This window comes from Streptomyces flavusporus (assembly GCF_046267975.1).
GTDB classification, from domain to species: domain Bacteria; phylum Actinomycetota; class Actinomycetes; order Streptomycetales; family Streptomycetaceae; genus Streptomyces; species Streptomyces flavusporus.
On sequence record NZ_CP176503.1, the window covers coordinates 2064420 to 2089955 of the forward strand.

At 70.9% G+C, this 25536-nt stretch carries 13 protein-coding genes and 1 pseudogene; 2 read left to right on the plus strand and 12 right to left on the minus strand.

Annotation, left to right across the window (positions count from 1 at the left end; all coding sequences use genetic code 11):
• Positions 1–7: 7 nt before the first annotated feature.
• Positions 8–514: a hypothetical protein gene (locus tag ACKTSN_RS09815; RefSeq protein WP_409468732.1), complete on the minus strand. Its 507-nt coding sequence runs from the start codon at positions 512–514 to the stop codon at positions 8–10.
• A pseudogene (locus ACKTSN_RS09820) lies at positions 511–2877 on the minus strand (molybdopterin oxidoreductase family protein). Before ACKTSN_RS09820 ends, ACKTSN_RS09815 begins: the two are co-directional and overlap by 4 nt.
• Here ACKTSN_RS09820 and ACKTSN_RS09825 point away from each other — a divergent pair.
• On the plus strand, positions 2836–3273 hold the full coding sequence (locus tag ACKTSN_RS09825) for an isochorismatase family protein (RefSeq protein ID WP_409468733.1): 438 nt from the start codon (positions 2836–2838) through the stop codon (positions 3271–3273). The pseudogene ACKTSN_RS09820 and the gene ACKTSN_RS09825 sit on opposite strands and share 42 nt — an antisense overlap.
• A 300-nt stretch (positions 3274–3573) precedes the next feature.
• On the opposite strand, the gene ACKTSN_RS09830 is transcribed toward ACKTSN_RS09825, so the two are convergent.
• The 3 genes from ACKTSN_RS09830 to ACKTSN_RS09840 are packed head-to-tail and all read right to left on the minus strand — an operon-like array spanning position 3574 to position 5603.
• The gene (locus tag ACKTSN_RS09830) at positions 3574–3810 is read right to left on the minus strand and encodes a hypothetical protein (protein WP_409468734.1); all 237 of its coding nucleotides are present in this window, start codon (positions 3808–3810) and stop codon (positions 3574–3576) included.
• Positions 3810–5384: an amidohydrolase gene (locus ACKTSN_RS09835; protein ID WP_409468735.1), complete on the minus strand. Its 1575-nt coding sequence runs from the start codon at positions 5382–5384 to the stop codon at positions 3810–3812. Before ACKTSN_RS09835 ends, ACKTSN_RS09830 begins: the two co-directional genes overlap by 1 nt.
• 6 nt (positions 5385–5390) lie before the next feature.
• A complete protein-coding gene (locus tag ACKTSN_RS09840) occupies positions 5391–5603 on the minus strand; it encodes an MbtH family protein (protein ID WP_129801476.1) in 213 nt (70 codons plus the stop codon).
• Positions 5604–5691: 88 nt separating this feature from the next.
• On the opposite strand from ACKTSN_RS09840, the gene ACKTSN_RS09845 reads away from it, so the two are divergent.
• Positions 5692–6801 carry an alpha/beta hydrolase-fold protein gene (locus tag ACKTSN_RS09845; RefSeq protein ID WP_409468736.1) on the plus strand — a complete coding sequence of 370 codons (1110 nt, stop codon included), beginning with the start codon at positions 5692–5694 and terminating at the stop codon, positions 6799–6801.
• Positions 6802–6861: 60 nt separating this feature from the next.
• Here the strand turns inward: ACKTSN_RS09845 and ACKTSN_RS09850 are convergent, their stop codons facing one another.
• The 7 genes from ACKTSN_RS09850 to ACKTSN_RS09880 form a co-directional block, all read right to left on the minus strand.
• Positions 6862–8562 carry an ABC transporter ATP-binding protein gene (locus tag ACKTSN_RS09850; protein WP_409468737.1) on the minus strand — a complete coding sequence of 567 codons (1701 nt, stop codon included), beginning with the start codon at positions 8560–8562 and terminating at the stop codon, positions 6862–6864.
• On the minus strand, positions 8549–19450 hold the full coding sequence (locus tag ACKTSN_RS09855) for a non-ribosomal peptide synthetase (RefSeq protein WP_409468738.1): 10902 nt from the start codon (positions 19448–19450) through the stop codon (positions 8549–8551). Before ACKTSN_RS09855 ends, ACKTSN_RS09850 begins: the two co-directional genes overlap by 14 nt.
• Before the next feature lie 59 nt (positions 19451–19509).
• Positions 19510–21297 carry an ABC transporter ATP-binding protein gene (locus tag ACKTSN_RS09860; protein WP_409468739.1) on the minus strand — a complete coding sequence of 596 codons (1788 nt, stop codon included), beginning with the start codon at positions 21295–21297 and terminating at the stop codon, positions 19510–19512.
• A gap of 2 nt (positions 21298–21299) precedes the next feature.
• Entirely contained in the window at positions 21300–22364 is a 1065-nt protein-coding gene (locus ACKTSN_RS09865) for an iron-siderophore ABC transporter substrate-binding protein (protein WP_409468740.1), read from the minus strand.
• A 111-nt stretch (positions 22365–22475) separates the two neighbouring features.
• Complete coding sequence (locus ACKTSN_RS09870; protein ID WP_409468741.1) at positions 22476–23315, minus strand: ABC transporter ATP-binding protein; 840 nt, start codon at positions 23313–23315, stop codon at positions 22476–22478.
• A gap of 38 nt (positions 23316–23353) precedes the next feature.
• On the minus strand, positions 23354–24415 hold the full coding sequence (locus ACKTSN_RS09875) for a FecCD family ABC transporter permease (RefSeq protein WP_409468742.1): 1062 nt from the start codon (positions 24413–24415) through the stop codon (positions 23354–23356).
• Positions 24412–25470, minus strand: coding sequence for a FecCD family ABC transporter permease (locus ACKTSN_RS09880; RefSeq protein ID WP_409468743.1), 1059 nt, complete (start codon positions 25468–25470; stop codon positions 24412–24414). The genes ACKTSN_RS09875 and ACKTSN_RS09880 overlap by 4 nt, the downstream gene beginning before the upstream one ends.
• Between the last annotated feature and the right edge of the window lie 66 nt (positions 25471–25536).

The window sequence follows — 25536 nt, forward strand, 5'->3', positions numbered from 1 at the left end:
CTGATTGTCACAGGCTCGTCAGGACTTGGGGCGAGAGGTTCTTGATCATGGTGTTGGTCCAGCGCATCTGCCGCAGGGTTTGTGGATGGCATGCCGAGGCCAGGGCGAGGAGTTCGTCGTCCTTGGTGGCCTGCGCGGCCTGGGCGAGCATCTCCCAGTGAAGGGAGTTCTCCGTGGCGCCCAGATGGAGCTCCCGCAGATCACGCAGGAGCAGCAGACCGGGCTCGGGGCGGTGGCGCTCGGGGCGGTGGCCCACCGCTTCGGCCGCTTTCTCCCGGAGCGTCGACAGGACGCCCACGGAGGATGCCCCGGGAGCGTCGCCGAGGTCGAGGCCGTGCTCGTGGGCGGCGGTGGCCAGGCGTTGGATGTGATCTCGGGACCAGCCGGCGAGGTCGGTGGCGACGTGGTGGACCTCGTGGTCGGTGCGATGGCGTTCGGCCACGGTCGTCAGCTGCTCGGCGAGGTGTTTCTCGCCGTCGTGGAGAGCGCGGAGGGTGAGGGTGATGCCGTTCACTCGGTGTCCTCCTTACCGCTGGCGTCGCTCGCCTGGCCCGCGAGGGCGGACGTTCCGCCGGTGGTGGCCGGTACGGCGTCGGCGCGGGAGGGGGCGGACGCGGTGGTGGTCGGCGCGGGGGCGGTGTGGCCGTCCCCGCGTTCCACGAGGCGCAGCGCGGCTGCGGCGGTCTTGAACAGCGGCTGCTTGGAAGCGGGATCCCAGTCGGTGATCGTCGTCTCGTTCGCGGCACGCGCGGGTGTGTCGCCGTCCGGGCCGTGCCCGGCCTTGGTGTCCCAGTAGCCGTAGTGGAAGGGGACGAACAGCAGTCCCGGACGGATGTCGGTCACCCGCAGCCGCCCTCGCACGGCGCCGCGTGGTGTGGTGACCTCGACCAGGTCGCCTTCGTCGATTCCGAGCGTGGCCGCGTCCGTGGCGGACGCCTCCACCCACACGTCGGGAGCGGCCGCGTTCAGCTGGGGCGTCCGCGCGGTTTTCGTCCGCGTGTGGAAGTGGTAGACGGTCCGGCCGGTGGTCAGCTGGAACGGGTACTTCTCGTCGGGTTCTTCGTGAGGCGGCAGGTAGGCGGCCGCCTTGATCATGGCCTTGCCGTCGGGGTTGAGGGAGCGGTATTCGACCACATCGTCCGTCGCACCGGTCACCAGGTCCTTGCCGTAGGTCTCGCAGACGTCCGGGTGGGCCCAGCTGATCCCGTCGGTGCAGAGGCGTTGCGTGCCCTGAGGGGCCTGTTCGTTGCACGGTCACTGGATGCCGCTCTCGCCGCGCAGCTTGTCGTAGGTCAGGCCGGTGTAGTCGCACGGCCGGCCGGCGCTGCACCGTTTCCACGCCTCGAACGCGGACTCCGGGTCGTGCCAGGTGATCAGTGGCCCGCCGTCCTTGTCGCGGAAGTCCATGCGAGTGGCGTAGTCGAGGAAGATGTCCAGGTCCGGTTCGGCCTCGCCGGGCGGTTCGACGGCCTTGTCGGACAGGTGCACGGTGCGGTCGGCGTTGGTGAAGGTGCCGGTCTTCTCGCCCCAGGTCGCCGCGGGCAGGACCACGTCGGCCAGCTGGGCGGTCTCGGTGAGGAACAGATCCTGTACGACGACGAAGAGGCGGTCCTGGGCCAGGATCGAGCGGATGCGGGACAGCTCCGGCAGCGACACCGCCGGGTTGGTGCCGCTGATCCACAGCATCCGGAGCGAACCCTGCTCCGCGTAGCGGAACATCTGCATCGCGTGGGTGGGCGGAGCGTAGTGCGGGATCGTCTTCGGCTCGACGTTCCACACCCGCGCCAGGTCGGAGACGTGGCTGTCGTTCTGCCAGTTGCGGAAGCCCGGCAGGTCGCCGTTGCAGCCGCATTCGCGGGTGTTCTGGGCGGTGGGCTGCCCGTTCATCTGCAGGACGCCGGCGCCCGGCCGCCCGAGCATGCCGCGGATCAGGTGGAGGTTGTTGATCTGTACGGCGGCTGCGGTGGCCTGGTGGGACTGGTAGACCCCCTGCAGCACCGTGGACAGCAGCCTGCCGGCCGTACCGAGGAGTTCCGCCGCCTCGCCGATCCGCGCGGCCGGTACGTCGCAGATCCGGGCCGCCCACTCGGGGGTGCACTCCTTCACCCGGGACGCGAGTTCCTCGAAGCCGACGGTGTGCGCCGCAATGTAGTCGTGGTCGACGCGGTCCGTGCGGATGATCTCGTGGAGCAGCGCGTTGAGCAGGGCCACGTTCGTACCGGCCCGCGGAGCCAGGTGTACGGCCGCCCTGCGGGCCACCTGTGTGGGGCGCGGGTCGACGCACACCAGGCGGGGCGGGTCGGCGCCCTCCAGCCGGTCGAGGATGCGCATCCACTGCACGGGTTGCGTCTCGGCGATGTTGTGCCCGAACAGTGCGATCACGTCGGCGTGGTCGATGTCGTCGTAGCCGCCCGGCTGCCCGTCGCAGCCGAAGGACTCCTTCAGCGCCTCGGCGGCCGTGGACGTGCACAGGCGGGTGTTGCCGTCCAGGTGGTTGGTACCGATCCCGGCCCGGGCCAGCACCGCGAGCGTGTAGTACTCCTCCAGGAACAGCTGCCCGGTGGTGTAGAACCCGATCGACCCCGGACCGCGTTCGTCGAGCAGTTCCCGCGAGCGGGCGACGATCCGCTCCATGGCGGTGGCCCGGTCGCACTCGACGAGACGCCCGTCCTGCCGGACCAGCGGCCTGGTCAGACGGTCCGGTGAGGCGTTGGCCTGCCACGCGAAGAGGTCCTTCGGCCCCAGCCGGCCACGGTTGACACGGTCGTCCGCCCGGCCGCGGACCCCGACCATGCGCCCGTCCACGACCGCGATGTCCATGGCGTCACCGTCGGAGTGGAGGATCGACGCGGCCTGCACCCACCGCCGCCGGGGCAGCGCGGGCTCGTCGCCGACATGTGGGGGCCGGGGGTCGGGGACGAGCCGGACGCCGCCGCGATCGTGGAGCCCCTCACGCCTCGACCCGGTGAGCATCTGCTGGCGAACGTGCGCCACAACGCCTTCCTGCGCAGCCGTCTCGGCCGACTGCTGCGGTCGAAGGGCCGCGACCAGCTGATCATCTGCGGGGTGTACGCGCACCTCGGCGTCCTGCTGACCGCGGCGGACGCCTTCATGAACGACATCCAGCCGTTCGTCGTCGCCGACGCGGTGGCCGACTTCCCCGCCGAGGAGCACGCCCTGGCCCTCCGGTGGGCCGCACGCAGCGGCGTGGTCTGCCTGACGGACGGTCTGCTGCGCGGTCTTCTCCTGCACAGGGAGCCGAAGAACGCGTGACCACATCGCGCGCGGCAGCGGGCCGTCAGGAGGAGCTGCGCATTGCGCCGTGGGTCCAGGGACTCTGCCCAGGACCGGGGTGCCAGGCGCGCAGTCGTGGGCGTGAAGCCGTACCGGAGGAACAGGCCGGCACGGCGCGCAGGAGCCCGGCTCCCACTCCGCTTCCCTGCCTCTGCCCGGCCACGCAGAAGTTGTACACAACGCCTGCGGGCCTGCGGCCCTCCCCCGGTCCGGCCGGGTGCACGCGCAGGCGGGCGACGCGCACAGAGAACGTCGGCGCGAGGAGCGTATGCGGCCCGGTCAGCCCTCCGCGCACGGGCGGCCCGGATAGTCGTCGGTCTCGGGTACGCCCGCTGCGCGCATCCTGCGCAGAACCTCGTGCAGAACCGACTCGTCGCCGATGTCCACGGGGCAGTTGGTCTCCCTGTCGAAGACCAGGGTCTCGCCGGCCGTGTTCCAGACGACCCAGCGACGCGGGAGCCCATCTTCCTCCCAGAGGTGCGCGTAGCTCTCCACGACCGCCGCCTTCCTGCTCATCACGCCGACCCGTCGGTTTCGCGGCCGTCGACGTACGTCGCCACCACCTCGATGTCTCCGATGCGTGACGTGTCGACGCGCCGGGGGTCGTCGCCGAGTACGACCAGGTCGGCGAGCTTGCCGGGGGTGAGGCTTCCGAGGCTGTCCTCCCAGTGGCAGGCGAAGGCGCCGGCGACCGTGTAGGCGCGCAGCGCCTCGTCGACGGTGATGCCCTCGTCCGGGCCGATCACCTGGCCGGACTCGGAGGCGCGCTCGACCATGAACTGGATGGCCCGCAGCGGGGATCCGTCCGTGACGGGGCGGTCGGAGCTGCCCACCAGGGTGATGCCGTGGTCCAGGAACGCCCTGCCACGGTAGAGCCACGGGGCTCGCTCCTCGCCCATGATCGCCGCGTAGTCGTCGCCGAAGTAGCGCAGGAAGTTGGGCTGGACGACCGCACTGATGCCGAGCTGCGCGAAGCGTGGGAGCTGGTCGGGGCGGATCAGGCCGGCGTGCTCGATGCGGTGCCGGGCGCCGGGGCGCGGCCGGAGGCGCTGGGCCCGTTCCAGGGCGTCGAGGGCGATGTCGGCCGCGCGGTCGCCGATCGCGTGGACGGCGAGCTGCCACCCGGCGAGGTGGCCGTCCACGATCATGTCCGCGAGCACGTCCGGGTCGTCCTGCAACTGGCCCGTGTGGTCCAGCCCTTCGTACGGGCTGCTGAGCGCGGCGGTCCGGGCCATCATGCCGCCGTCGGTGAAGATCTTCAGTGCGCCCACGGAGAGCCGGTCGTTGCCGAAGCCGGTGCGCAGGCCGAGGTCGAGGGCCCGGGGAATCCCGTCGGCTTCGTGTGCGGCGACCGGGTGCAGCCGGTCGGCGGACACCATGAGCTGCACACGCAACGGCAACAGGCCTGATTCGCCAGCGAGTTGGTAGGCGCCCAGCTCGACCGGGCTGTGGCCCAGGAGGGTGCCGCCGATTCCGGCCTCGGCGCAGGCCGTGACGCCCTCGGCGAGGCAGGTCCGGGCGGCGCGCCCGATCGCCTCGGCCAGTTCCTCCTGGGAGTGGGGCAGACGCAGTGCGCGGGCGGCGCCCATGGCGCCCTCGGCGAGGAAGCCGTTCTCGTGCGGGATGTCGGCGGGGAGCAGGTCGAGTACGGCGGAGTTGACGACGCAGCCGTGCCCGGAGTCGTGCAGCATGAACACCTTGTGCCCGTGGCTGACCTTGTCCAGTTCGGCGGCGGTCAGATGACGGCCCAGGGTCCGCTGGTCGTAGCCTGCGATGCTCACCCAGGCGCCGGGCGAGCCCTTCCGGGTGACGGCCTCCTCCACGATGGCGAGCACGTCGTCGATCCGTGTGCACCCCGCGATGCTCGGGGTGTTCTGCTTGAACCCGGTCCAGGCCAGGTGGACATGGGCGTCGATGAACCCGGGCAGCACGGTGGCGCCCTGCAGGTCGATCACCTCGCGGGCGGGCAGGGAGGTCACGGCCTCGTCCAGGCCGACGATCCGACCCCGCCAGATGCCCAGGTCGTGGGCGACGGGGTGGCCGGGGTCCATGGTGAGGAAGCGGGCGTTCGTCAGTCTGGTGCTGAGCATCGGGCGTCAGGCGTCCATGGACTCGGCGAGCGAACGGGGGCGCAGGTCCGTCCAGTTGGCCTCGACGAACTCCAGACAGGCGTCCCGGGTGTTCTCCTCGAAGGCGATCGTCCACCCCCCGGGTACGTCCGCGAAGGACGGCCAGAGCGAGTGCTGGCCCTCGTCGTTCACGAGGACGAGGAAACGACCGTCGGCGTCGTCGAAGGGGTTGGTGCTCATGTGCGGTGGCCTCCTGGAGAATTAGGTTAGGCTCGCCTAATCAAAATGAGCTTAGCCTTCTCGGTTTCCGCTCCACAAGGAGACGTTCATGAGGTTGGTGGGGGAAGACGCCTTCGTCGCGTTCGGACTGTCCGGCGCACCCGGCACCGACGAGTTCTGGGCGACTGCGAGGACACCGGCGTCGGTTCCCGACGGCGACGGTTGGGTGACCCTGTTCCTGCGGCGCGGGTCGGAAGCGGCGAGCATCGGCTTCGAGAGCTGGTCGGAGCCGGTCCCCCTGCGGCGATGGGGCGACACGGACTGCTGGTACGCCGAGGTGCGCATGCCTGCGCGGCTGTGGGTGACCTACCAGTTCCTCGTGGGCGACGAGGCGTACGCCGACCCGTTCAACCCGGTCGGTGCGGGCGGTGACCGGTCCATCGCCGCGACCCCGGACGCCCCGGCCCAGCCGCACTGGCCCCTCGTCGGCGCGGCCGACGTCCTTCCCCTGCCGCGTACCCGGCTCCGCTGGAGCAGCGAACGACTCGGCGGGCGGCGTACGGTGCGCGTCCACCCGGCGGGCGGCGGCGGACCGGTGGTTCTGCTGCTCGACGGGGACGACTGGCTGTACCTGCACCCGGCCATGACCGCGTTCGACTCGGCCGTCGCCAGTGGCGAGATGCCCCCGGTCACCCTCGTCTTCCTTCCGGCCAAGGACAGGGCGGCCGAGTTCGGGTGCAGGCCCGAGCCGTGGGAGGCGATCCGGGACGAACTGCTGCCGCTGGTGGCGGAGAGCGGCGTACCCGCCGACCGGGAGCGGCTGGTGGTCGCCGGGCAGAGCCTCGGCGGGCTGAGCGCGATGTACGCGGCGCTGGAGTACCCGGAGTTGGTGTCTCGCGTCGCCTGCCAGTCGGGGTCGTTCTGGTGGACACGCGACGCCATGGACCTGGCGGACCCCTTGGGTGGCCCGGTCGGCGGAGCCATCGCCGCGCGCCTGCGGGAGCGCCCCGACCTGTCCGGGCTGCGGGTCGCGTTCGACGTGGGGGAACACGAGACGCGGATGCTGCCGCACTGCGAGCTGGTGGAGACCCTGGCCGAACAGGCCGGGGCGGCCGTGCGGGTTTCGCGGTCGGCATCGGAGCATGACCGAGCGGGCTGGCGGCACGCGCTGCTCAGGGATGTCGCGTGGGCGCTGGGCGCTCCGCGGGCAGGGCGGTGAATAGACCTGCAGGCCGGTGGGGGCTTGTCGCGCAGTTCCCCGCGCCCCTGAGGGGCGCGGTCACCGCGCCACCGCCGAGCAGTACTCCTCGTCGGTGGCCAGCAGGTTGCGATGGGTGTCCTCGGCTGTGATGACGCCGTCGTCCAGTACGAGGACACGGTCCGCGGCGTCCAGGAGGGCCGGGCTGCTGGTGATCACGATGGTGGTGCGGCCCCGGCGCAGCTTTGCGACGTTGCGCGCGATGAGTTGTTCGGTGACCGCGTCGACGGCCGTCGTCGGGTCGTGCAGGACGAGGACGTCCGTGTCGGCGGCCAAGGCGCGGGCCAGGGACAGTCGTTGGCGCTGGCCCCCGGAGAGGTTCGCGCCGCGGTCGCGGACGGCGTAGTCGAGTCCTTCGCGGTGCAGGGCGACGACGTCGGTCAGCATGGATGCCTCGACGGCCTCGGGGACCGTTCGGCTGGTGCCCGAGGGGTCGATGTTCGTGCGGAGGGTGCCCGCGAAGATCTCGCCGTCGTACGGGTTCACCAGCATGTGTTCGCGGACCGCCTCGATCGAGAGGTCCGCGAGCTCCTGCCCGCTGACCCGCACCATTCCCTCGTACGCGTCGGGCGGGACATTCACAGCCAGGATGGACGCGAGGTCGACCGCCGCGCGCGGCTGGTAGGGGGCGATCGCCACGAACTCGCCGGCGGTCACATGGAACTTCAGATTCCGCAGGGTCCCGTAGCGGACGCAGTCGATCTCGAGGTCTCCGCCCGTGGCCGGGCGCTGATGCCCCGGGGTCGTCACCGGCGGTGCGGTCAGCACCAGCGCCATCCGCTCGGCGGAAGCGCGCGCGATCATCACGTACTTGGGCATCTCGGAGAACAGCTTGAGGGGCTCCATGATGAACTGCGCCAGCCCCACGGCCATGACGAGTTCCCCGATGTTGATCCGGCCGTTGAACGCCAGCCAGCCCGCCGTCAGGGTCACGGCGGCGGCGAGGACCGCGTTGAGGGCCAGCGCGGCGCCCGCGTACGCGCCGTTGACCTTGGCGACGGTGATCGCCTGGAGCTTCGCCTCCGTGCTGACCTTCCGATAGGACAGGAACGCCGCGTGGTTGCCGCCGAAGCCGTGCAGCGGGCGCAGGCCGGTGATCAGGTCGGCGACCTTCGCGCCCGCCCGCGCCACCCGGGCCTGCTGTTCCTGGGTACTGGAGCCGATCCGCTTGGACAGCACGCTCAGGATCGACAGGATCGCGACGGTTCCCACGATCACCAGCAGGCCGAGCCGGATGTCGGCCAGGCCGAGCGCGATCGCCGCGACCAGCACCGCGACCAGCGAGCTGATCAGCAGCGGCACCACCTCGATGATGTCGGCGGTCTGGTCGGCGTCCTCGGTGGCGATGGTCAGCACCTCGCCGGACTTGAGGTCCACGTCCCTGGCCACCGGCTGGAGTCCGCAGGCCGCGACCTTCACCCGCCAGCGGTGCGCCTCGGTCGTGTTGGCCTTCTGCAGGATGCGCATCCCGAACCGCCACGACAGCGACACCGTCGTGATGATCACGGCCAGCGCGCCGATCGACAGGGCGAGCGCGCCGAGGCTCCGGTCCCGCATCGTGTGCTCGACGATCAGGCCGAGCGCGATGGGGAACGCGGTCTCCCCCGCCTGGTACAGACCCATGAGGAGGGTGCCCCAGGCCATGGCGCCGATGTTGCGGCGCAGTGCGGTCCGGAGGATGTCGGACCCCGGGCGGGGCCGCTGCGTGTCAGGAGTTGTCATCGAGGTGGCGGGCAATCGCTTCCGGGGTTCGCAGGGTGAACAGATCGCGGATCGTGATCACAGGACCGTACTCCCGGCGGAGCAGCCCGATCAGCCGCACCGCCAGCATGGAGTGCCCTCCGAGGGACACGAAGTCGCTCACCGCGCTCACCTCGTCGTCGTCCAGGTCCAGTGCCTCGGCGAAGAACTCGCACACCACGGTCTCGGTCTCGGTCTGAGGGCCGCGCTCCCCCGCCGTGGTCAGCGCGCCGAGCGGCTTGGCCTCCGGAAGCGCCTTGGTGTCAGCCTTCCCGTTGACCGTCAGCGGGATGCTGTCGACCTGGGCGTAGTGCGTCGGGCGCAGGAAGTCCGGCAGCCCGGCGCCCACCTCGGCGGCGACCGCCGCCAGGTCGGAGCCGTCGAGGACGAGATAGGCGGCCAGCCGGTAGGCGCCGTCGACCTGCGGGTCGGGCTGGGCGACCGCGGCGACGAACCGCACCGCGGGGTGCGCCGCGAACACGGCCTCGACCTCGCCGAGTTCGACCCGGTGCCCCCGGATCTTGACCTGCTGGTCGGTGCGGCCCAGATACATCAGGTTCCCGTCGGGCCGCCGGACCACCAGGTCCCCGGTGCGGTACATGCGCTCGCCGGGTTCGCCGAACGGGCAGGCGACGAAGCGGTGCGCGGTCTGGGCGGGCTGCCCGAGATAGCCGCGCGCGATGCCGATGCCGGACACGTACAACTCGCCGGGAACACCGTCCGGCAGCGGCCGCAGCCACGGATCCAGCACGTACACGTCCGTGTTGTCGATCGCGACGCCCACCACCGGGTCCTGGCACTCGAAGGTGCCGACGCCGAGGGTGTTGATGGTGTACTCGGTGGGTCCGTACAGGTTGTAGCCGACCGTCCCCTCGGTCTCCGCGAGCCGCTGCCACAGCGTCGGGGTGACGGCCTCGCCGCCCAGCAGCACCAGCGCCGGCCGTCGTGCCGGGTTGTCGAGCAGGCCCTCGGCCACCAGCTGCTGCGCGTAGGTCGGGGTCACGTTGATGACGTCGATGCCGTGCTCGAGGCAGTACTCGACCAACCGGGGCGCGTCACGGCGCAACTCCTCGTCGCAGATGTGCACTTCATGCCCGTCGGCGAGCCACAGCAACTCCTCCCACGACATGTCGAACGCGAACGACACGGTGTGCGCGATCCGGAAGACCCGGTGGCCGTGCTCCGCCAGCACCGGCTCGAAGATCCGGCGCTGATGGTTGATCAGCATGTTGGTGAGCCCGGCGTACTCGGTCACCACGCCCTTGGGCTTCCCGGTCGATCCGGAGGTGTAGATCGTGTAGGCGGGGTGCCGCAGGCGGTCGGGGTCGTCCGGCGCGAACGTCAGATACGGCTCGGCGGCGGGCAGGGGGCGGTCCAGCTCGATCAGGTCGCCGGTCAGCGGGGTCAGCCGAGGCGACACGGCGCTCATGGTGAGGATCACGTCCGGGCGGGCGTCCGCGACGATCGAGGCGATCCGCTCGTCCGGGTGGTCCAGCTCCAGCGGTACGTACGCGGCGCCGACGCGCAGTACGGCGAACAGCGCCACGATCGAGTCGAGGGAACGCGGGATCGCGAGGCCCACCGTCCTCTCGGGGCCGATGCCGCGCCCGGCGAGCACACCCGCCACCGCGCGGCTGCGGTCCCGGAGTTGGGCGAAGGTCATGGTCGAGCCGTGCGCGACGAGCGCCATCCGCTCCGGATCACGGTCCGCCGCCTGGTCGAACCGGTCGACGACGGTGTCCGTGCCGACGTCCGTGCGTTCGGCAGGCTCGGGCTCCGGCCCCAGCCCCCGCAGCGCGCCGACCGGTCCGGTCGACCGGGCCAGGTCCTCGAGGACGCGCAGGTAGTCGTCGAGGAGACGCCGGGCGTTCTCGGTGTCCTCGTCGCGGTACTCCAGCTTGACCGTGAGCCGGTCGCCGGGCGTGACGACCCAGGTGAAGGGGTAGTGCGTGGAGTCATCGGCCTTCACCGAGGTGATGCCGTGCCGCGCGTTCATCTCGGCGAACGCGTCCATGTCCAGGAAGTTCTGGAGCACGAACAGGTTGTCGAACAGGGTGTCGTGCCCACTGGCCCGCTGGATCTCGCCAAGGCCGAGGTGCTCGTGCTCCATCGCCTCGACCCTGGCCGCCTGCACGGCCGGCAGGTACGCGCGGACCGTGTCGTGCGGCCGGGCCCGCGTCCACATGGGCACGGTGTTGAGCAGCACGCCGACGATGTCGGACAGCCCCTCGCCCTCCCGGCCGGAGACGGTCACGCCGAACACGGCGTCGCTGCGGCCCGTGTGGGCGCCGAGGAGGAGGCCGAACGCGCCGGTCAGCACCGAGTTCAGCGTGACGCCGTGCGCCCTGGCCGCGTCCCGCAGCAGGTCCGACTGTTCGGCGGACAGCGTGTGCACGAGCGCGCGCGGCAGGTCGTCCGAGAGGGACGGCGCCGGTCCGGCGAGCAGCGTCGGGCCGGGGAGGCCGGACAGGTGATCCGCCCAGAAGCGTTCCGATACGGCGGGGTCCTTGGCGTCGAGCGCCCGGGCGTGGTCCTCGAAGCTCGGCGTGGCCGGGGTCGTGTCCCACGGCTCGCCCGCTACGACGGCCTGATAGGCGTCGAAGAGGTCCCGCAGCACGATCTCGCGGGACCAGCCGTCCCACAGCAGCAGGTGGTAGCTCAGCAGCAGGCCGTCGCGGTCGTCGGGCAGACGGACCACGGTCAGCCGGATCAGCGGTGGCTCACCGGGGTCGAATCCCGTGTCGCGGTCGCGGGTGCGCAGGGCTTCGACTTCCGCGTCCGTCGCCAACTCGACCGCACGGACGGTGACTTGCCGTCCCGCGCTGAGGACCTGGACCGGATTTCCGTCGTCGTCGGTCGTGAAGCCGGCGCCCACGACCGGGTGCCGCGCGATCACGTACGCCGTCGCCTCGGCCAGCGCGTCGGTGTCCAGGCGCCGGTCGAAGGTGAACCAGCTCTGCGCGACGTAGTGTCCGGCCGTGCCGGCCATCTGGGCCTGGAAGAACAGACCGCGCTGGAGCGGGGTGACCGGTGCGGTGCGCTCGGCTGTCGCGGAGGCGTCCGCGATGCGTTCCAGTGCGCTCCGCCAGTGCTCGGTGAGCTCGTCGGGGATGCCCTCGGCGAGGGTGAAGGCCGCGTGCAGGCTGCCGGTGGCCTCGTCGAGCCACGCGTTGACCTCGACGGCGTACGGGCTGCCCTGGTCGCCGCCGGTGATGTGCAGGGCCTGGGACTCGCTGCCCCGGCCGAGGTAGTTGAACAGCACCTGCGGGCGGGCGTTCAGCAGCGGGGCCGTCTGCGGGTTGAGGTACCTGAGCCGGCCGTAGGCGACGTGCGCGCGCTCGTCCGGCTGGCGTTCGGTGACCTCGCGCGCCGCGGCGACGGGGTCGGTGTGCGCGGTGAGCCGTACGGGCGCGATGGAGGTGAACCAGCCCACCGTGCGGGTGTAGTCGTGGTGTTCGAGCACCGGGACCCGGCCGTGCCGCTCCAGCTCGATCGCGAGATCGGTGGGCGACGGCTGGATGTGGGTCAGCGCGGTGCGCAGCGCGCCGCACAGCAACTCGGTGAGGCCGACGCCGAGTGCGGCGGGCGCGGTACGTGTCACGCGGTCGCTCACTTCGGGAGGGAGCACGACCGTGGTCTCGCGCAGCCGCTCGACCGTGGGCAGCAGCGCGGGTGCCTGGAGCGTGGTGACCCAGTGCCCGAGGTCGTCGACGGCCTGGGCGGACTGGAGCGTCAGTGCTTCGGCGTACTCGGCGTACGACGTGGTCGGCGGCGCCAGGGGCTCCCCGCGCAGGGCAGTGGCCAGGTCGTCCAGCAGGATCAGCCAGGACACCGAGTCGACGGCGAGGTGGTGCACGGTGACGACCAGGGTCCGGCTCGCCTCCAGCCACGAGAACGCGATGACGTCCCCGGACTCGGGGTCGAGCCGTCCGGCGGCTTCGTTCGCCGCCGTTTTCGCATCGGTCGTGTCCGGTCGTACGACGGTGACCTCGCGGGCGGGTTCGGTGCGCAGTGCCCACACCCCGTGCTCGACACGCAGTCGCAGCCGGAGGGCCGGGTGTGCGGCCACGACGGCGTTCGCGGCGCGCTCGGCGTCGGCGAGCCCGGTGCCCTCGGGGGCCACCAGCGTCCTGGCCTGGGCGAACCGGGCGAGCGATTCGCCCAGTTCGCGCTGGCGCAGGATGATCGGCGTCGGCGTCAGCGGGCCGTCCTCGCGGCAGGCGGGGGCGGATGCGGCGGGCGGTGTGCTCGTCCCGAGGGTCCCCAGGTGCTCGGCGAGCGCGCGCGGTGTCCTGAGCAGGAACACGTCCCGGGGCGCGATCGGCAGGCCGAGCGCCCTGGCCCGGTTGATCACGGTGATGGCGAGGATGCTGTCGCCTCCGGCGCGGAAGAAGTCGGTGTCACCGTCCACGTCGGAGCCGGGCAGGGTGTCGGCGAAGATGCCGACCAGGGCGGCGAGCGCGGAGTCACTCACGGCCACCGGGGCGTCATCCTGTGCTGCCCGTGCGATCAGGGCCTTCCGGTCCAGCTTGCCGTTGACCGTCAGCGGCAGCGCGTCGACCGGCAGCACCCGGCCCGGCACCATGTGCACGGGCAGCTTCGTGGACAGCTGCTCGGTGAAGTCGCCAGGCGCCCGGCCCACGACGTGCGCGACCAGGTGGTCGCCGCTGTCCGCCACGGTGACGGCCACATCGACCACGCCGTCGAGTTCCCTGATCGCGGCTTCCACCTCGCCCAACTCGATCCGGAAGCCCTTGAGTTGGACCTGGTCGTCGGCGCGGCCGACGAACTCCAGCTCGCCGTCGAGCGTGCGGCGGGCGAGGTCGCCCGTGTGGTACATGCGGGAGCCGTCGCCCGCGAACGGGTTCGCCACGAACCGTCCTGCGGTGAGCCCCGGCATGCCCAGGTAGCCGAGCGACACCTGGTCGCCGGCGACGTAGATGGCGCCCACCCGGCCCGGCGGCACCGGCCGGAGCCGGTCGTCGAGCAGATAGGTGACCAGGCCGGGTATCGGACCGCCGATCGGGCTGACGTCGTCGCCTGAGGCGAAGTCCTCGTCGGTCAGCACCCGGTGGGTGACGTGGACGGTGGTCTCGGTGATGCCGTACATGTTGACCAGCTCGGGCGAACCGGTGCCGTACCGCTCGACCCAGCCGCGCAGCCGCCCGAGATCCAGCGCCTCGCCGCCGAAGATGATCCGGCGCAGTGCGGTGACCGGCCGGTCGGCATGCCGGTCGGCCTCGATGAACTGGTAGAACGCCGACGGGGTCTGGTTGAGCACGGTCACTCCGCGCTCGCGGACCAGCTGGTGGAAGTCGACCGGGGAGCGGGTCAGCCCGTATTCCGGCACCAGCAGCTCACCGCCGTACGCCAGCGCGCCCCACAGTTCCCAGACCGCGAAGTCGAAGGAGAAGGAGTGGAACTGGACCCATACGTCGTGCGGCCCGAAGTCCATGTCGGGCTGGGTGTTCGCGAGCAGCGTCACCACGCTGGAGTGCGGGACGACGACACCCTTGGGCCGGCCGGTCGATCCGGACGTGTAGATCACGTACGCGGGGTCGTGCCAGCTGATCTCGGGCTCGGTGGTGTCCCCCACCGGCGGTTCATCCCCCTGCACGAGCACCCGCGCCGACACGCCCGCCCGGGCCAGCAGTCCCGTGAAGCGGTCCCGCTGCTCACGCTCCACCAGAACGACCTGCGGAGCGGCGTCGGCGAGGATGTACTCCAGCCGTTCGTCCGGGTAGGCCAGGTCCAGCGGCACGTACGCGCCGCCCGCGCTGACGATCGCGACCAGGGCGACGACCTGCTCCAGGGAACGCGGGACGGCGACGGCGACCCGCTTGCCCGGCCCGACCCCGGCCGCCCGCAGGGCCGAGGCCAACTCGTTCTTTGCGTCCGCCAGTTCACCGTAGGTCAGTGACCGGCTACCGCCGTCGAGACCGCACTGCGTGACAGCGGTGGCGGTCGGGTCGCGGTGCGCGGCGGCGTCGAACAGTCCGCCCAGGGTCGTCTGGGCGATCCGCGCGGGACGCCGGGCGTCCTCGGAGGCCAGGTCGTCGACCAGGGCGTCCGGCCGGGTGAGCAGGCCGGTGAGGGTCGAGGTGAACGTACGCAGGATCTCCTGGACGCTCGCCTCCCCCAACAGCTCACCGTCGTAGATCAGGTTGAAGCGCGGACGACCGTCGACCGCCCGCTCCACCACCAGCGTCAACGGGTAGTGCGGAGCGCCCTCGTTCACGATGTCGGTGATGACCAGCTCATCGCCGGACCCTCGCAGACCGTCCACATCGGTCGCGACGTCAAACACCACCAGAGTGTCGAACAGGGGGCCGCCGGCGCCGGCCTGGCGGCCGATCCTGGCCAGCGAGACATGCTGGTGCGGCAGTACCGCGCTCTGGTGCTCCCGTACCGAGGCAAGCAGGTCACTTGCCGTGGTCGTACCGGTCCAACGAGCGCGTACGGGGATCGTGTTGATGAACAGACCCACCATGTCCTCGATGCCGGGCACCTCCGCGTCGCGCCCGGACACCGTGGAGCCGAACACCACGTCCCTGCCGCGCAGGATGCCGCCCAGCGTCACCGCCCAGGCGCTGTGCACGGCCACGCTCAGCGGCACGCCGGCCGACCGGGCGGCCGCGTCGATGTCGTCCGCCGGCTCCACGGCGGTGTCGGCGAACCGGTCGGACGGAGTGTGCCCCTCGGCGACCAGCGAAGGGCCAGGCAGGTCGGCGAGTTGCTCGCGCCACACCCGGTCGCTCTCGTCTTCGTCGCGGCCGGCGAGCCAGCGCACGTAGTCGGGGAAGCCGCCGACCGGGTGGACGCTCCCCGGCGCGTGGTACTCGGCCAGCAGCGCGCGGAGCATCGGCGGCACCGACCAGCCGTCGGCGATGATGTGGTGCACGGTCTGCACCAGGACATTGCGGCCGGAGCCCACGCGGAGGAGCGTGTACCGCATCAGCGGGCCGGTGGCCAGGTCGAACCCGGCGCGGCGGTCCCGCTCGGCGTAGTCGCGTATCTCGTCGTCGGTGAGGCCGGGGCGGTCCAGCGTGGTGAACGGCGCCTGAACACCGCTCTCCAGTACGGAGACCACACGGCCGTCGGCGAGGGCCACGAACCGCGCGGCCAGGTTCGGGTACAGCGTGAGCAACCGGGTGGCCGCCGCCGCGAGCCGGTCGGGGTCCACCTCTCCGTCCAGCGTCAGCAGTTGCTGCTCGACGTAGGCGCCCGCCGAGTCGTCGTCGAAGACCGAGTGGAAGTACAGGCCCTCCTGCAACGGGGTCAGCGGCAGGATGTCCCGAAGCCGGAGGCCGTCCAGGGCGTCGACGTCGGCCTGAGTGAGCGGCACCAGGCCGAAGTCGCTGGGCGAGTGGCCGCCTTGGTCGAGCGCGGCAAGCCCGGCCAGAGCCACCCGGAAGTACTCGCCGATGGTCGCGATGTCCTCGTCGGTGAACATCCCGTCGGGCCAGGAGATGGTGGTGACCAGCTCGTACTCGCCACTCGCCGCGGGTTCGGCGATCGCGTTGAACTCCAGGGGACGCGGCAGGCGCATCCTCGGGTCCCGCTTCTCGCCCAACTGACCTGTGGTGCTGGCAAGTTGCCAGTCACCCGAGGCGCCCGCATCGAAGCGGCCGAGGTAGTTGAACAGCACCTGCGGTGCGGGCGCGTCGAACTCGGTGTGGGTCAGGTACCGCAGGGCACCGTAGGAGATGCCGTTGTCCGGCACCCGGGCGAGGTCCTCCTTGACCGCCTTGAGCGCGGCGGCCAGGTACTCGGGCGCCGTGAAGTCGGCCGCCGCGCCGGGGTCCACGATCACCGGGAACAGGGTGGTGAACCAGCCCACGGTCCGCGACAGTTCCGGCTCGAAGCCGGCGGTGCCCGCCACGAACTGTCCCTCGCGGCCGTGGCCCTCGAGTTCGATGTGCGCGAACGTCTGGTCCTGCCCGAGGTCGCGGCGCCGGCGGGCGAGGGTGACGGCGAGGGCGGTCAGCAGGACGTCGTTGACGCCCGCGTGGAACCTCGCGGGGATCTCGCCCAGCAGCGCGGCCGTGACATCGGGACCGACCGAGACGGTCCGCACCCGCTCCCGCGCGACGGTGTCGGCTTCGGACAGCGCACGTCTGCCCATCGGCGCGTCCGCTCCCGGCAGGGGACGCCAGTAGTAGGCGCTGTCCGCGTCGAACGCCGCACGTTCCAGCAGCTGCGTCCAGCGCCGGAACGACGTGCCCACCGGGGGCAGCTCGATCGGCGCGCCCGAGGCGAACTGCCGCCACGCCGTGGCCAGGTCCTCCATCAGGATCCGCCAGGACACGCCGTCGATCACCACGTGATGGGCGACCAGGACCAACTGCCGTGCCTCGCGGCGCCAGACCACCCGCAGCATCACGCCATCCGCCGGGTCCAGCCCTTCGGTGGCGAGCGCGACGCACTCCTCGACCGGGCCGTCGCTCTCCTGCCACCTGGCGACGGCCTGGTCCGCCTCCGGGATGTCGAAGCTCCAGTGGTCACCGCGCACCAGCTTGGCGCGCAGCATGTCGTGCCGCCGGACCACGGCGGCGAGGATCGCGTCGAGCGCGTCGGCGGTCAGGTCCGCCGGGGTGTTCAGCACCACCGACTGCACGAAGCCGTCGATCGCGTCCGTGGTCTCACCGAGCCACTGCACGATGGGCGAGCCCACGACGGAACCGGTCGCGACATCGCCGTGGTCCACCGTGGAGACGTCCTCACGGCTCGCCACCGCCGCCAGCGCCCCCACGGTGCTGTTGGCGAAGATCTGCCGTGCCGTGACGTAGAGACCGGCGTCGCGCAGCGCGCTCAGCAGCGAGATCGCCAGAATGCTGTCTCCGCCGAGCTGGAAGAAGTCCTGGTCGACGCCGACCTCTTCGAGCCGTAGCACGGACGCGACCGCCGCGCACACCGCGCGCTCGTTGTCAGTGGCGGGCTGTACGAGCGAGCCCGTCCCGATCGTGGGCTCCGGCAGCGCGTTCCGGTCGAGCTTGCCGTTCGCGGTGAGCGGGAACTCCGTCATCACGACGAGGTGGGCGGGCACCATGTACTCGACCATGTGCCGGGCGGCCCACGTCTTGACCTCGTCCGCCCGCAGGTCCTCGCTCCCGGCGGCCGGGATCACGTACCCGACCAGGTAGGTGCCGCCGGCCGCGTTCTTCTTCGCGACGACGCAGGTGTGGCGTACTCCGGGGTGCTCCGCGAGACCGACCTCGACATCCTCGATCTCCAGCCGCATACCGCGGATCTTGATCTGGTTGTCGGCCCGGCCGAGGAAGTCCAGCGACCCGTCCGGGTCGAACCGGGCGAGGTCACCGGTCCGGTACAGCCGGGAACCGTCGTTCGCGAAGGGGTTCGCGACGAAGCGGGACGCCGTCAGGCCGGGCGCACCCACGTACCCCCGCCCCAGGAGGAACCCTCCCACGTACAGTTCGCCGCCGACCCCGACCGGGACCGGGCGCAGCTCGTCGTCGAGTACGTACAACTGGGTGTTGGGGTTGGCCCTGCCGATCGATGTCGACAGGCGTTCCGCCGCGCCCCGGTAGATGACGTGCGAGACGCCGATCGTCGTCTCGGCCGGGCCGTAGCCGTGGTACATGGGGATGTCGAGCTTGGTGCGGAACCGTTCGTACAGCTCCGGGGTCAGCACCTCGCCGCCGCACCACACGTGCCGCAGGCTGTCCAGGCGCCCGGAGTCGCCGGCGATCTCCAGGAGCACGTCCAGCATGGAGGACACCAGGTACGTGAAAGTGACGCGCTGTTCGGCGATCACGCTCAGCAGGTGGTGCGGGTCACGTTCGCCGCCGGGCCGCAGGATCACCAGCCGGGCGCCGGACACCAGCGGCAGGAAGATCTCGTTGATGGAGATGTCGAAGGACAGCGGCGCCTTGAACAGCGACGCGTCATCGTGGCCGAAGCCCAGGATCTCGTTGACCTGCCACAACAGGCGCTCGCTGATCGCCTCGTGCCGGATCATCGCGCCCTTGGGCCGCCCGGTCGAACCGGACGTGAAGATCACGTAGGCCAGGGCGTCGCCGAGGACGGTGACCCCGGTCCCCTCGGTCGGGTAGGAACCGAACCGCCAGTCGCCCAAGTCGACGGCCACGGCTGCCGGTTCAGCCGGGTCGTGCTCGCCCGAGGCGTTGAGCTGCACCACGACCCGGGCGTCCTCGATGACGACGGCTCGGCGCGCGGCGGGCCACTGTGGATCGAGCGGCACGAACGCGCAACCCGCCTGGAGCACGGCGAGCAGCCCGATCACCATGTCGGCGGAGCGGCTCAGTGAGATGCCGACGACCTGCTCGGCGGCGAGGCCGCGTTCGAGCAGATGGTGAGCCAACTGGCTGGAGAGCTCAGTCGTCTGACGGTAGGTCAGTGATCGGTGCTCGTCGACAATGGCGACGGCGTCCGGCCTGGTCCGCGCCTGCTCGCGGAACATCTCCACGATGGTCGGGCGGACCCGGTCGGCCTGGGTGTCGTTCCACTCGGCCAGGGCCTCGAGCCTCGTCGCGACGCCGGCCGGGGCGATGGTGCCGATGGGCCGGTCCGGGAAGTCGGCGAGGTCGTCCAGTGCGAGCTGCGCGTCGGCGGCCGCCACGCCTTCCGGGACGGTGATGCTCCGGCCGTCCGCGCCGACCTCCCAACCGCCGAGCCCGGCCCCGCCGTTGTCGACCCACGCGAGGACGTCGGCGAACAGCGTGCCGGGGGTGAGGTCGATGCCGTCGGGACTCCGGCCCGTCGCCCAGTACGACAGCCCGATGGCGCATGCTTCGGTGATGGTCCGGTCGGAGAAGTCGCCGGTTCGCCGGCGTACGTCGGCCAGGCGCGCGGGAGAAAGCCGTACGAGACGAGTGCTCGGTTCCATCATCGAAGCCTCAGCATCCCTTCCAAGGAATGAAAGTTAGCTCTCACCTAAATTAGGGTTGCCTAACTGCCTTCTCGCCAGGCCCGCCACAGTCGCGCATACCGGCCGCCCAGAGCCACCAACTCCTCGTGAGTTCCCTGCTCCACGACGCGCCCCGCGTCCAGCACGGCGATCCGGTCCGCCGCCATCGCCTGGGTCAGCCGGTGCGCCACGAACAACGTGGTCCGGCCCTGGCACGCGGCCAGCACGGCCCGCTCCAGCTCGGCGGCGCCCTCGCTGCCGGCCTCCGCGGTCGACTCGTCGAGCACCACCACCGGGGACCGGCCCAACACCAGCCGGGCGAGGGCGATCTGGGCGACCTTGGTGACGTCCAGGCGCTCGCCGCCCTCGCCGACCAGGGTGTTCAGCCCCTCGGGCAGCGCGTCGACCCACCGGTCGGCGCCGACCGTGCGCAGCGCGTCCATCAGCTCGGCGTCGGTCGCTTCCGGCGCAGCCAGCCGCAGGTCGTCGGCGAGCGGGCCGGAGAACACATGCGTCTCCTGCGTCAGGATGCTCACCAAGGCCCGCGCCCCGGCCTCGTCCAGACCGGCGAGGTCGGTCGACCCGACGCGCACGGACCCGGCCTGCGGGGTTCCGATGCCCGCGATCAGGGCGGCCAGGGTCGTCTTGCCCGCGCCCGTCGCCCCCACCAGGGCGAGCGAACCACCGGCCGGGATCGTCAGGCTGACGTCCTTCAGGACCGGCTCGTCGGTGCCGGGGTAACTGAACGTCAGCCTCTCCACCGTCACCGGGTACGGCCCTGCGTTCGCCGACGCGACGGACGCGTCGCCCACCAGCCGGTCCTCCGCGTCCTCCCCCAGGACCCCGACCAGCCGGGTCAGGCTCGCGCCCGACTTCTGTGCCTCGTCGAAGGTGAACATGATGAGGCCCAGCGGGGTGAACAGCTTGTGGAACAGCAGCGGGGCCGCCGACACCTCGCCCAGGCTGGCGGCATCGGCCTCCAACAGGGCGTACCCCACCACGAGGATGAGGACCAGCCCGATGAACTCGGCGCGGTTCTCCCTGCCGACGAACCGGCCGAAGAACCGGAACACCTCGATACCGAAGTTGCGCACCCGCCACGACTCACTGGTGACCTTCTCGCGGAAGGCCTCCTCGAGGCGGTACGCCCGGACCGTGTCGATCCCGTTCAGACCGCTGATCAACGCCTGCGCACGATCGGCCTGGGCCAGCCGCTGCTTCCGGTAGAGCGGGGCGGACCGGGGGAGATACCAGCGCAGGGCCAGCGCGTACGCGGGCAGCGCGCCGGCGCCCGCCAGGCCGAGCCGCCAGTCCAGTCCGAACATGCCGACCGTGGCGATGGCGACCAGCACTCCAGCCGAGAACACCGTGGGGACGGCCGTGCGGATGCCCTTGGAGATGACGGCCACATCGTCACCGACCCGGGAGAGTACGTCTCCGCGGCCGACCTGCTCGATCCGTGCGCTGGGCATCCCCAGCACCGCCCGGACGGCGCCTTCGCGCAGCCGCGCGAGCAGATCCGCGCCCAGCCGCCCGATCAGGTACGTCGACACCGCGGTGGCCGCCGCGCCGAGCAGCGCGGCGGCCGCCATCAGGGCCCCGATCGTGACCAGGACCGACTGTGATTCGCCCTCGACCACCCCGTCGACCACCCGGCCGAGCAGGAGCACCGGGAGCACCTGGAGCGCCGCACCGGCCACCGTGGTGAGCACGGTGGCGACCGTCAGCCAGGGCACTTCGCGGCAGTGCGCCGCGACCCATCGGGTGGCCTCGCGTCCGGTCGCCGTGCGCAGGATCGCCGGGGCGACGCGTGTAACGGTGGTGCTCACACCTACTCGACCGACTTGACGAGTTCGTCGATCGCGTACGGCATGGACAGCAGGGTGCCCTGGGAGATGGCCGCGCCGACCGCCGGGCCCTCACTGTCCAGCAGGTACGACACCTTGCCGTTCTTCACCGCGTCCAGGTTGGCGAACAGCTTGAACTTCTTCAGCGCGTCCGTGTCCGCCTTGTCGTTGATGACGAAGATGCGGTCGACATCGAGCAGGTCGATGCGCTCGGGTGAGAGCTTGGTGTAGAAGCTGCCGTCCGCGACCTTGTCGATCTCGGTCTGGTACGTGAAGCCGATGCCCGTCACCAGCCGTCCGCGCACGTCGGTGGAGGTGAACGGTGCCACCGAGTCCTCGTACCAGGACAGCGCGACGGCGGTCTGGCCCGCGAACTCGGGGTGCGCCTTCTTGGCCGCGTCGAGCTGGCCCTGGATGTCCGCCACCATCTTCTCGCCCTCCTCGGCCTTGCCGAGTGCCTTGGCGATGTGGAGCGCGTTGTCCTGCCAGGGCGCGCTGAAGGGCTCCTTCTCGGCCTTGGTACGGCCCACCGTCGGGGCGATCTTGGAGAGCTTGTCGTAGGCGGCCTGGTCGATCTCGGAGTAGACCGCGATGATCAGGTCCGGGCGCAGGGCGGCGATCTTCTCGTAGTTGGGGCCGGAGTCACCGTTCTTCATGATGACCTCGGGCTTGGTGTCGCCCCACTTGTCCTTCACCCAGGGCCACTGGGTGTTGATGTCGGGGCTCTGACCCGCCGGATTCGGGTACTGGTCGGTCATGCCGACCGGCTTGATGCCGAATGCCAGGACGCTCTGGTCGTCCGTGTAACCGACGGTGACCACCCGCTCGGGAGCCTTGGTGACCTTCGTGGATCCGAACGCGTGCTCCACGGTGACCGGGAATGCGCCGGCGGCGGTCGAGGTGCTGTCGCCCGCGTTGTCCGCCGAGTCGGACGAGTCGGACGAGTCGGAACCGCATCCCGCGAGGAGGCCGACGCCGAAAGCCGCGGCGGACAGTACGGCCGCCAACCGCCGCAACGGCTTCATACGCGTCGTTCTTTTGAGGAGCATCCGGAATCCCCTTGCTGTCGCGCTGTCCACTGCACCCCGCCTGAGGGCAGGCAAACCGTACCGTGAGCGAGTGAGGTTAGCCTAGCCTAACTTCTGTAACTTTATAGCGGTTTAGTCGAGTTGGACGTGGGCGCGGCCGATCGGCACGATCAGCGGCCGGTCGCCCACCGGGTCGTCGATCACCTTGGCGCGCAATCCGAACGCCTCGTGGAGCAGCCCGGCGGTGATCACGTCACGGGGGTGCCCCTGCGCCAGGATCGACCCCTCCCTCATCACGATGAGGTTGTCGCTGTAGCGGGTGGCCAGATTGAGGTCGTGCAGCACCATGACCACGGTGCACCCCGACTCGTGCAGGTCGTCCACCAGGTCGAGCACGTCGATCGCGTGCGCCAGGTCCAGGTAGGTGGTCGGCTCGTCCAGCAGGAGCAGGTCGGTGCCCTGGGCCAGGGTCATCGAGATCCAGACGCGCTGGCGCTGCCCGCCGGACAGTGAGTCGACCGGGCGGTCGGCCAGGTCGGACACCCCGGTCATGGCCAGCGCGCGCTCCACGACGGCGGCGTCGTCCGACGACCACTGCCGCAGCCAGCTCTGGTGCGGATGGCGGCCCCTGGCGACCAGGTCGGACACCGTCAGCCCCTCGGGCGCGACCGGTGCCTGTGGCAGCAGGCCGAGCTTCTTCGCCACGTCCCTGGTCTTGAGCTTGACCATGTCGTCGCCGTCCAGCACGACCGTCCCCTTGGCCGGCTTGAGCAGCCGCGACAGGGTCCGCAACAGGGTCGACTTGCCGCAGCCGTTGGGGCCGATGATCGTGGTGATCACCCCTGGCGGGATCGCCACGTCGAGTTCGTCGATGACGGTCCGGGCGCCGTACCCGACCGTGACACCCCTGGCTGCCAGCCGTGCGGCGTCCTCGACCCCGGACTCGGTCTTGGTGATGGACTGAGCGACCACAAGGCCCCCTTGTTTAGGCTTGCCTAACTTTGTATCAGCTATCTGCGGTTCGCCCGTACCAGCAGATAGACGAGGAAGGGGCCGCCGATCGCGGCGGTGACCACGCCGACCGGGAGAGTGATCGGCAGTGCCGTGCGCGCGACCAGGTCCGAGCCGATCAGCAGCAGCGCTCCGACCATGCCGGAGGCCACCATCGGCGGCGTGGGGCACCTCGCCAGACGCGTCGCCACCTGCGGCGCCACCAGCGCGACGAACGGGACCGGGCCCGCCGCGCTCACCGCCACACCGGCCAGCAGGACCGCGCACAGCAGCAGGACCGCCCGCACCATCGAGTACCGGACGCCCAGGCCCGCGGCGACCTCGTCGCCGAAGTGCAGCGGCTTGAACTGGAACGCGACACACGACACGACGATCAGGAGGACGAGCGTGCCCCAGAGCGCGATCCGGACCTCGCCCCACGAGCGGTCGTCCAGCGAGCCGACCAGCCACGCCTGGGCCTGGGCCACGTCCCTGATGTCGGCCGTGACCAGCAGCCAGGTCGTGATCGCCTCCATCACGGCGCTCACCGAGATGCCGATGAGGATGAGCCGGAAGCCGTCGATCCCGCGCCGCCACGCCAGGAAGTACACCAGCAGACCCGTGCCGAGACCGCCCGCCAGCGCCGCCGCGGACAGGCCCACAAAGTCGACGATCGCCGCGGCGGTCCCGCCCGACACCGTCACCAGGAACACCGCGACCGCGCTGGCGCCTCCGGTGATCCCCAGAATGTCCGGACTGGCCAGCGGATTGCGCGCGATGGACTGCGTGATCGCCCCGGACACCCCCAGCGCGATGCCCACGACGAGCCCGGCCAGGGCACGCGGCATCCGCAGGTCCATGATCACGAACTCGTCGACCTGTTCGCCCCGGCCGATGATCGTGGCGATCACCCGGGGCAGACTGATGGGGAAGTCCCCGATGCCGATGGACAGGCAGAACACCAGGAAGGTCGCCGCCGCCAGCAGCAGCGTCACGAGGACGATCCAGGGCCGCCATACGAACGACACGTGACCGAGCCGCACGCCCGGCGCCACCGATGGCTTCAACTCTGTCCCGTTCATGCGCTCTTGAACTTTCCGCGCCACACCAGACCCGCGAAGAACGGGGCGCCGAGGAGAGCGACGAGGACACCCGCCTCCAACTCGCCCGGCCGCACCACCAGGCGGCCCACGATGTCGCAGACCAGCAGGATGACGGCGCCGAGCAGACCCGCGTACGGCACCAGCCAGCGATAGTCCGGCCCGGTCAGATACCGGGCCACGTGGGCCACCATGAGCCCGAGAAAGGCGATGGGGCCGCATGCCGCCGTCGCCGCGCCCGCGAGCAGCGTGATGGCGGTGATGCCGATGGTCCGGCTCAGCGCGATGTTCACTCCCAGCCCCCGCGCCACGTCGTCGCCCAGGTTGAGCAGGTTGAGGGCGGGCAGCGTGGTCAGTGCCAGCATCAGCCCGACCGCGATGAACGCGGTCACCGGCCAGACGACGTCGAATCCGACACCGGCCACGGAGCCCGCGTTCCAGAACCGCAGCCCGTTCAGCGCCGCCTTGTCCGACAGCGCGACCGCCGTGGTCATCGCCAGGAGGAACACCGTGACCCCTTGCCCGGCCAGTGCGAGCGTCAACGGGTTGCCTGCCCCCCGGCCGATGCTCGCCAGTCCGAACACGACGACACCGGCGACCGCCGCCCCCAGGAAGGCGAACCAGACGTACTGGAACGGGTTGGAGAGCCCGAACAGGGCGATCACCGACACCACGGCGAACGAGGCGCCGGTGTTCACCCCCAGCAGGCCGGTGTCGGCGATCGGGTTGCGCGTGTACCCCTGGATCAACGCCCCGCCGACCCCGAGGGCGATGCCCGCCACGATCGCGAGCACCGTCCGGGGCACCCGCACGGTCTGCACGATGAGCCTGATCTCGGTGAGCCGCTGGTCGGAGTCCGGCGCCGCGAACAACCCGTGCCACACCTCGGCAGGACTCAACGCGCGCGCACCGACGGCCAACGACACCGCCCCCGCGATCACGAGGATCACCACAAGCGTGCCCAAACCCACAACCCGCCGCCGACGAGCCTGTGTTGTGGCCTTGGGAGCGGGGCGCTCCACTGCAGTCGTGCCCATGTCGACGTACGTTATCCCTTTGGTTTCACGGGGTTGCACGGTGCCGCCGCGCCTGCCGGGTGTGAT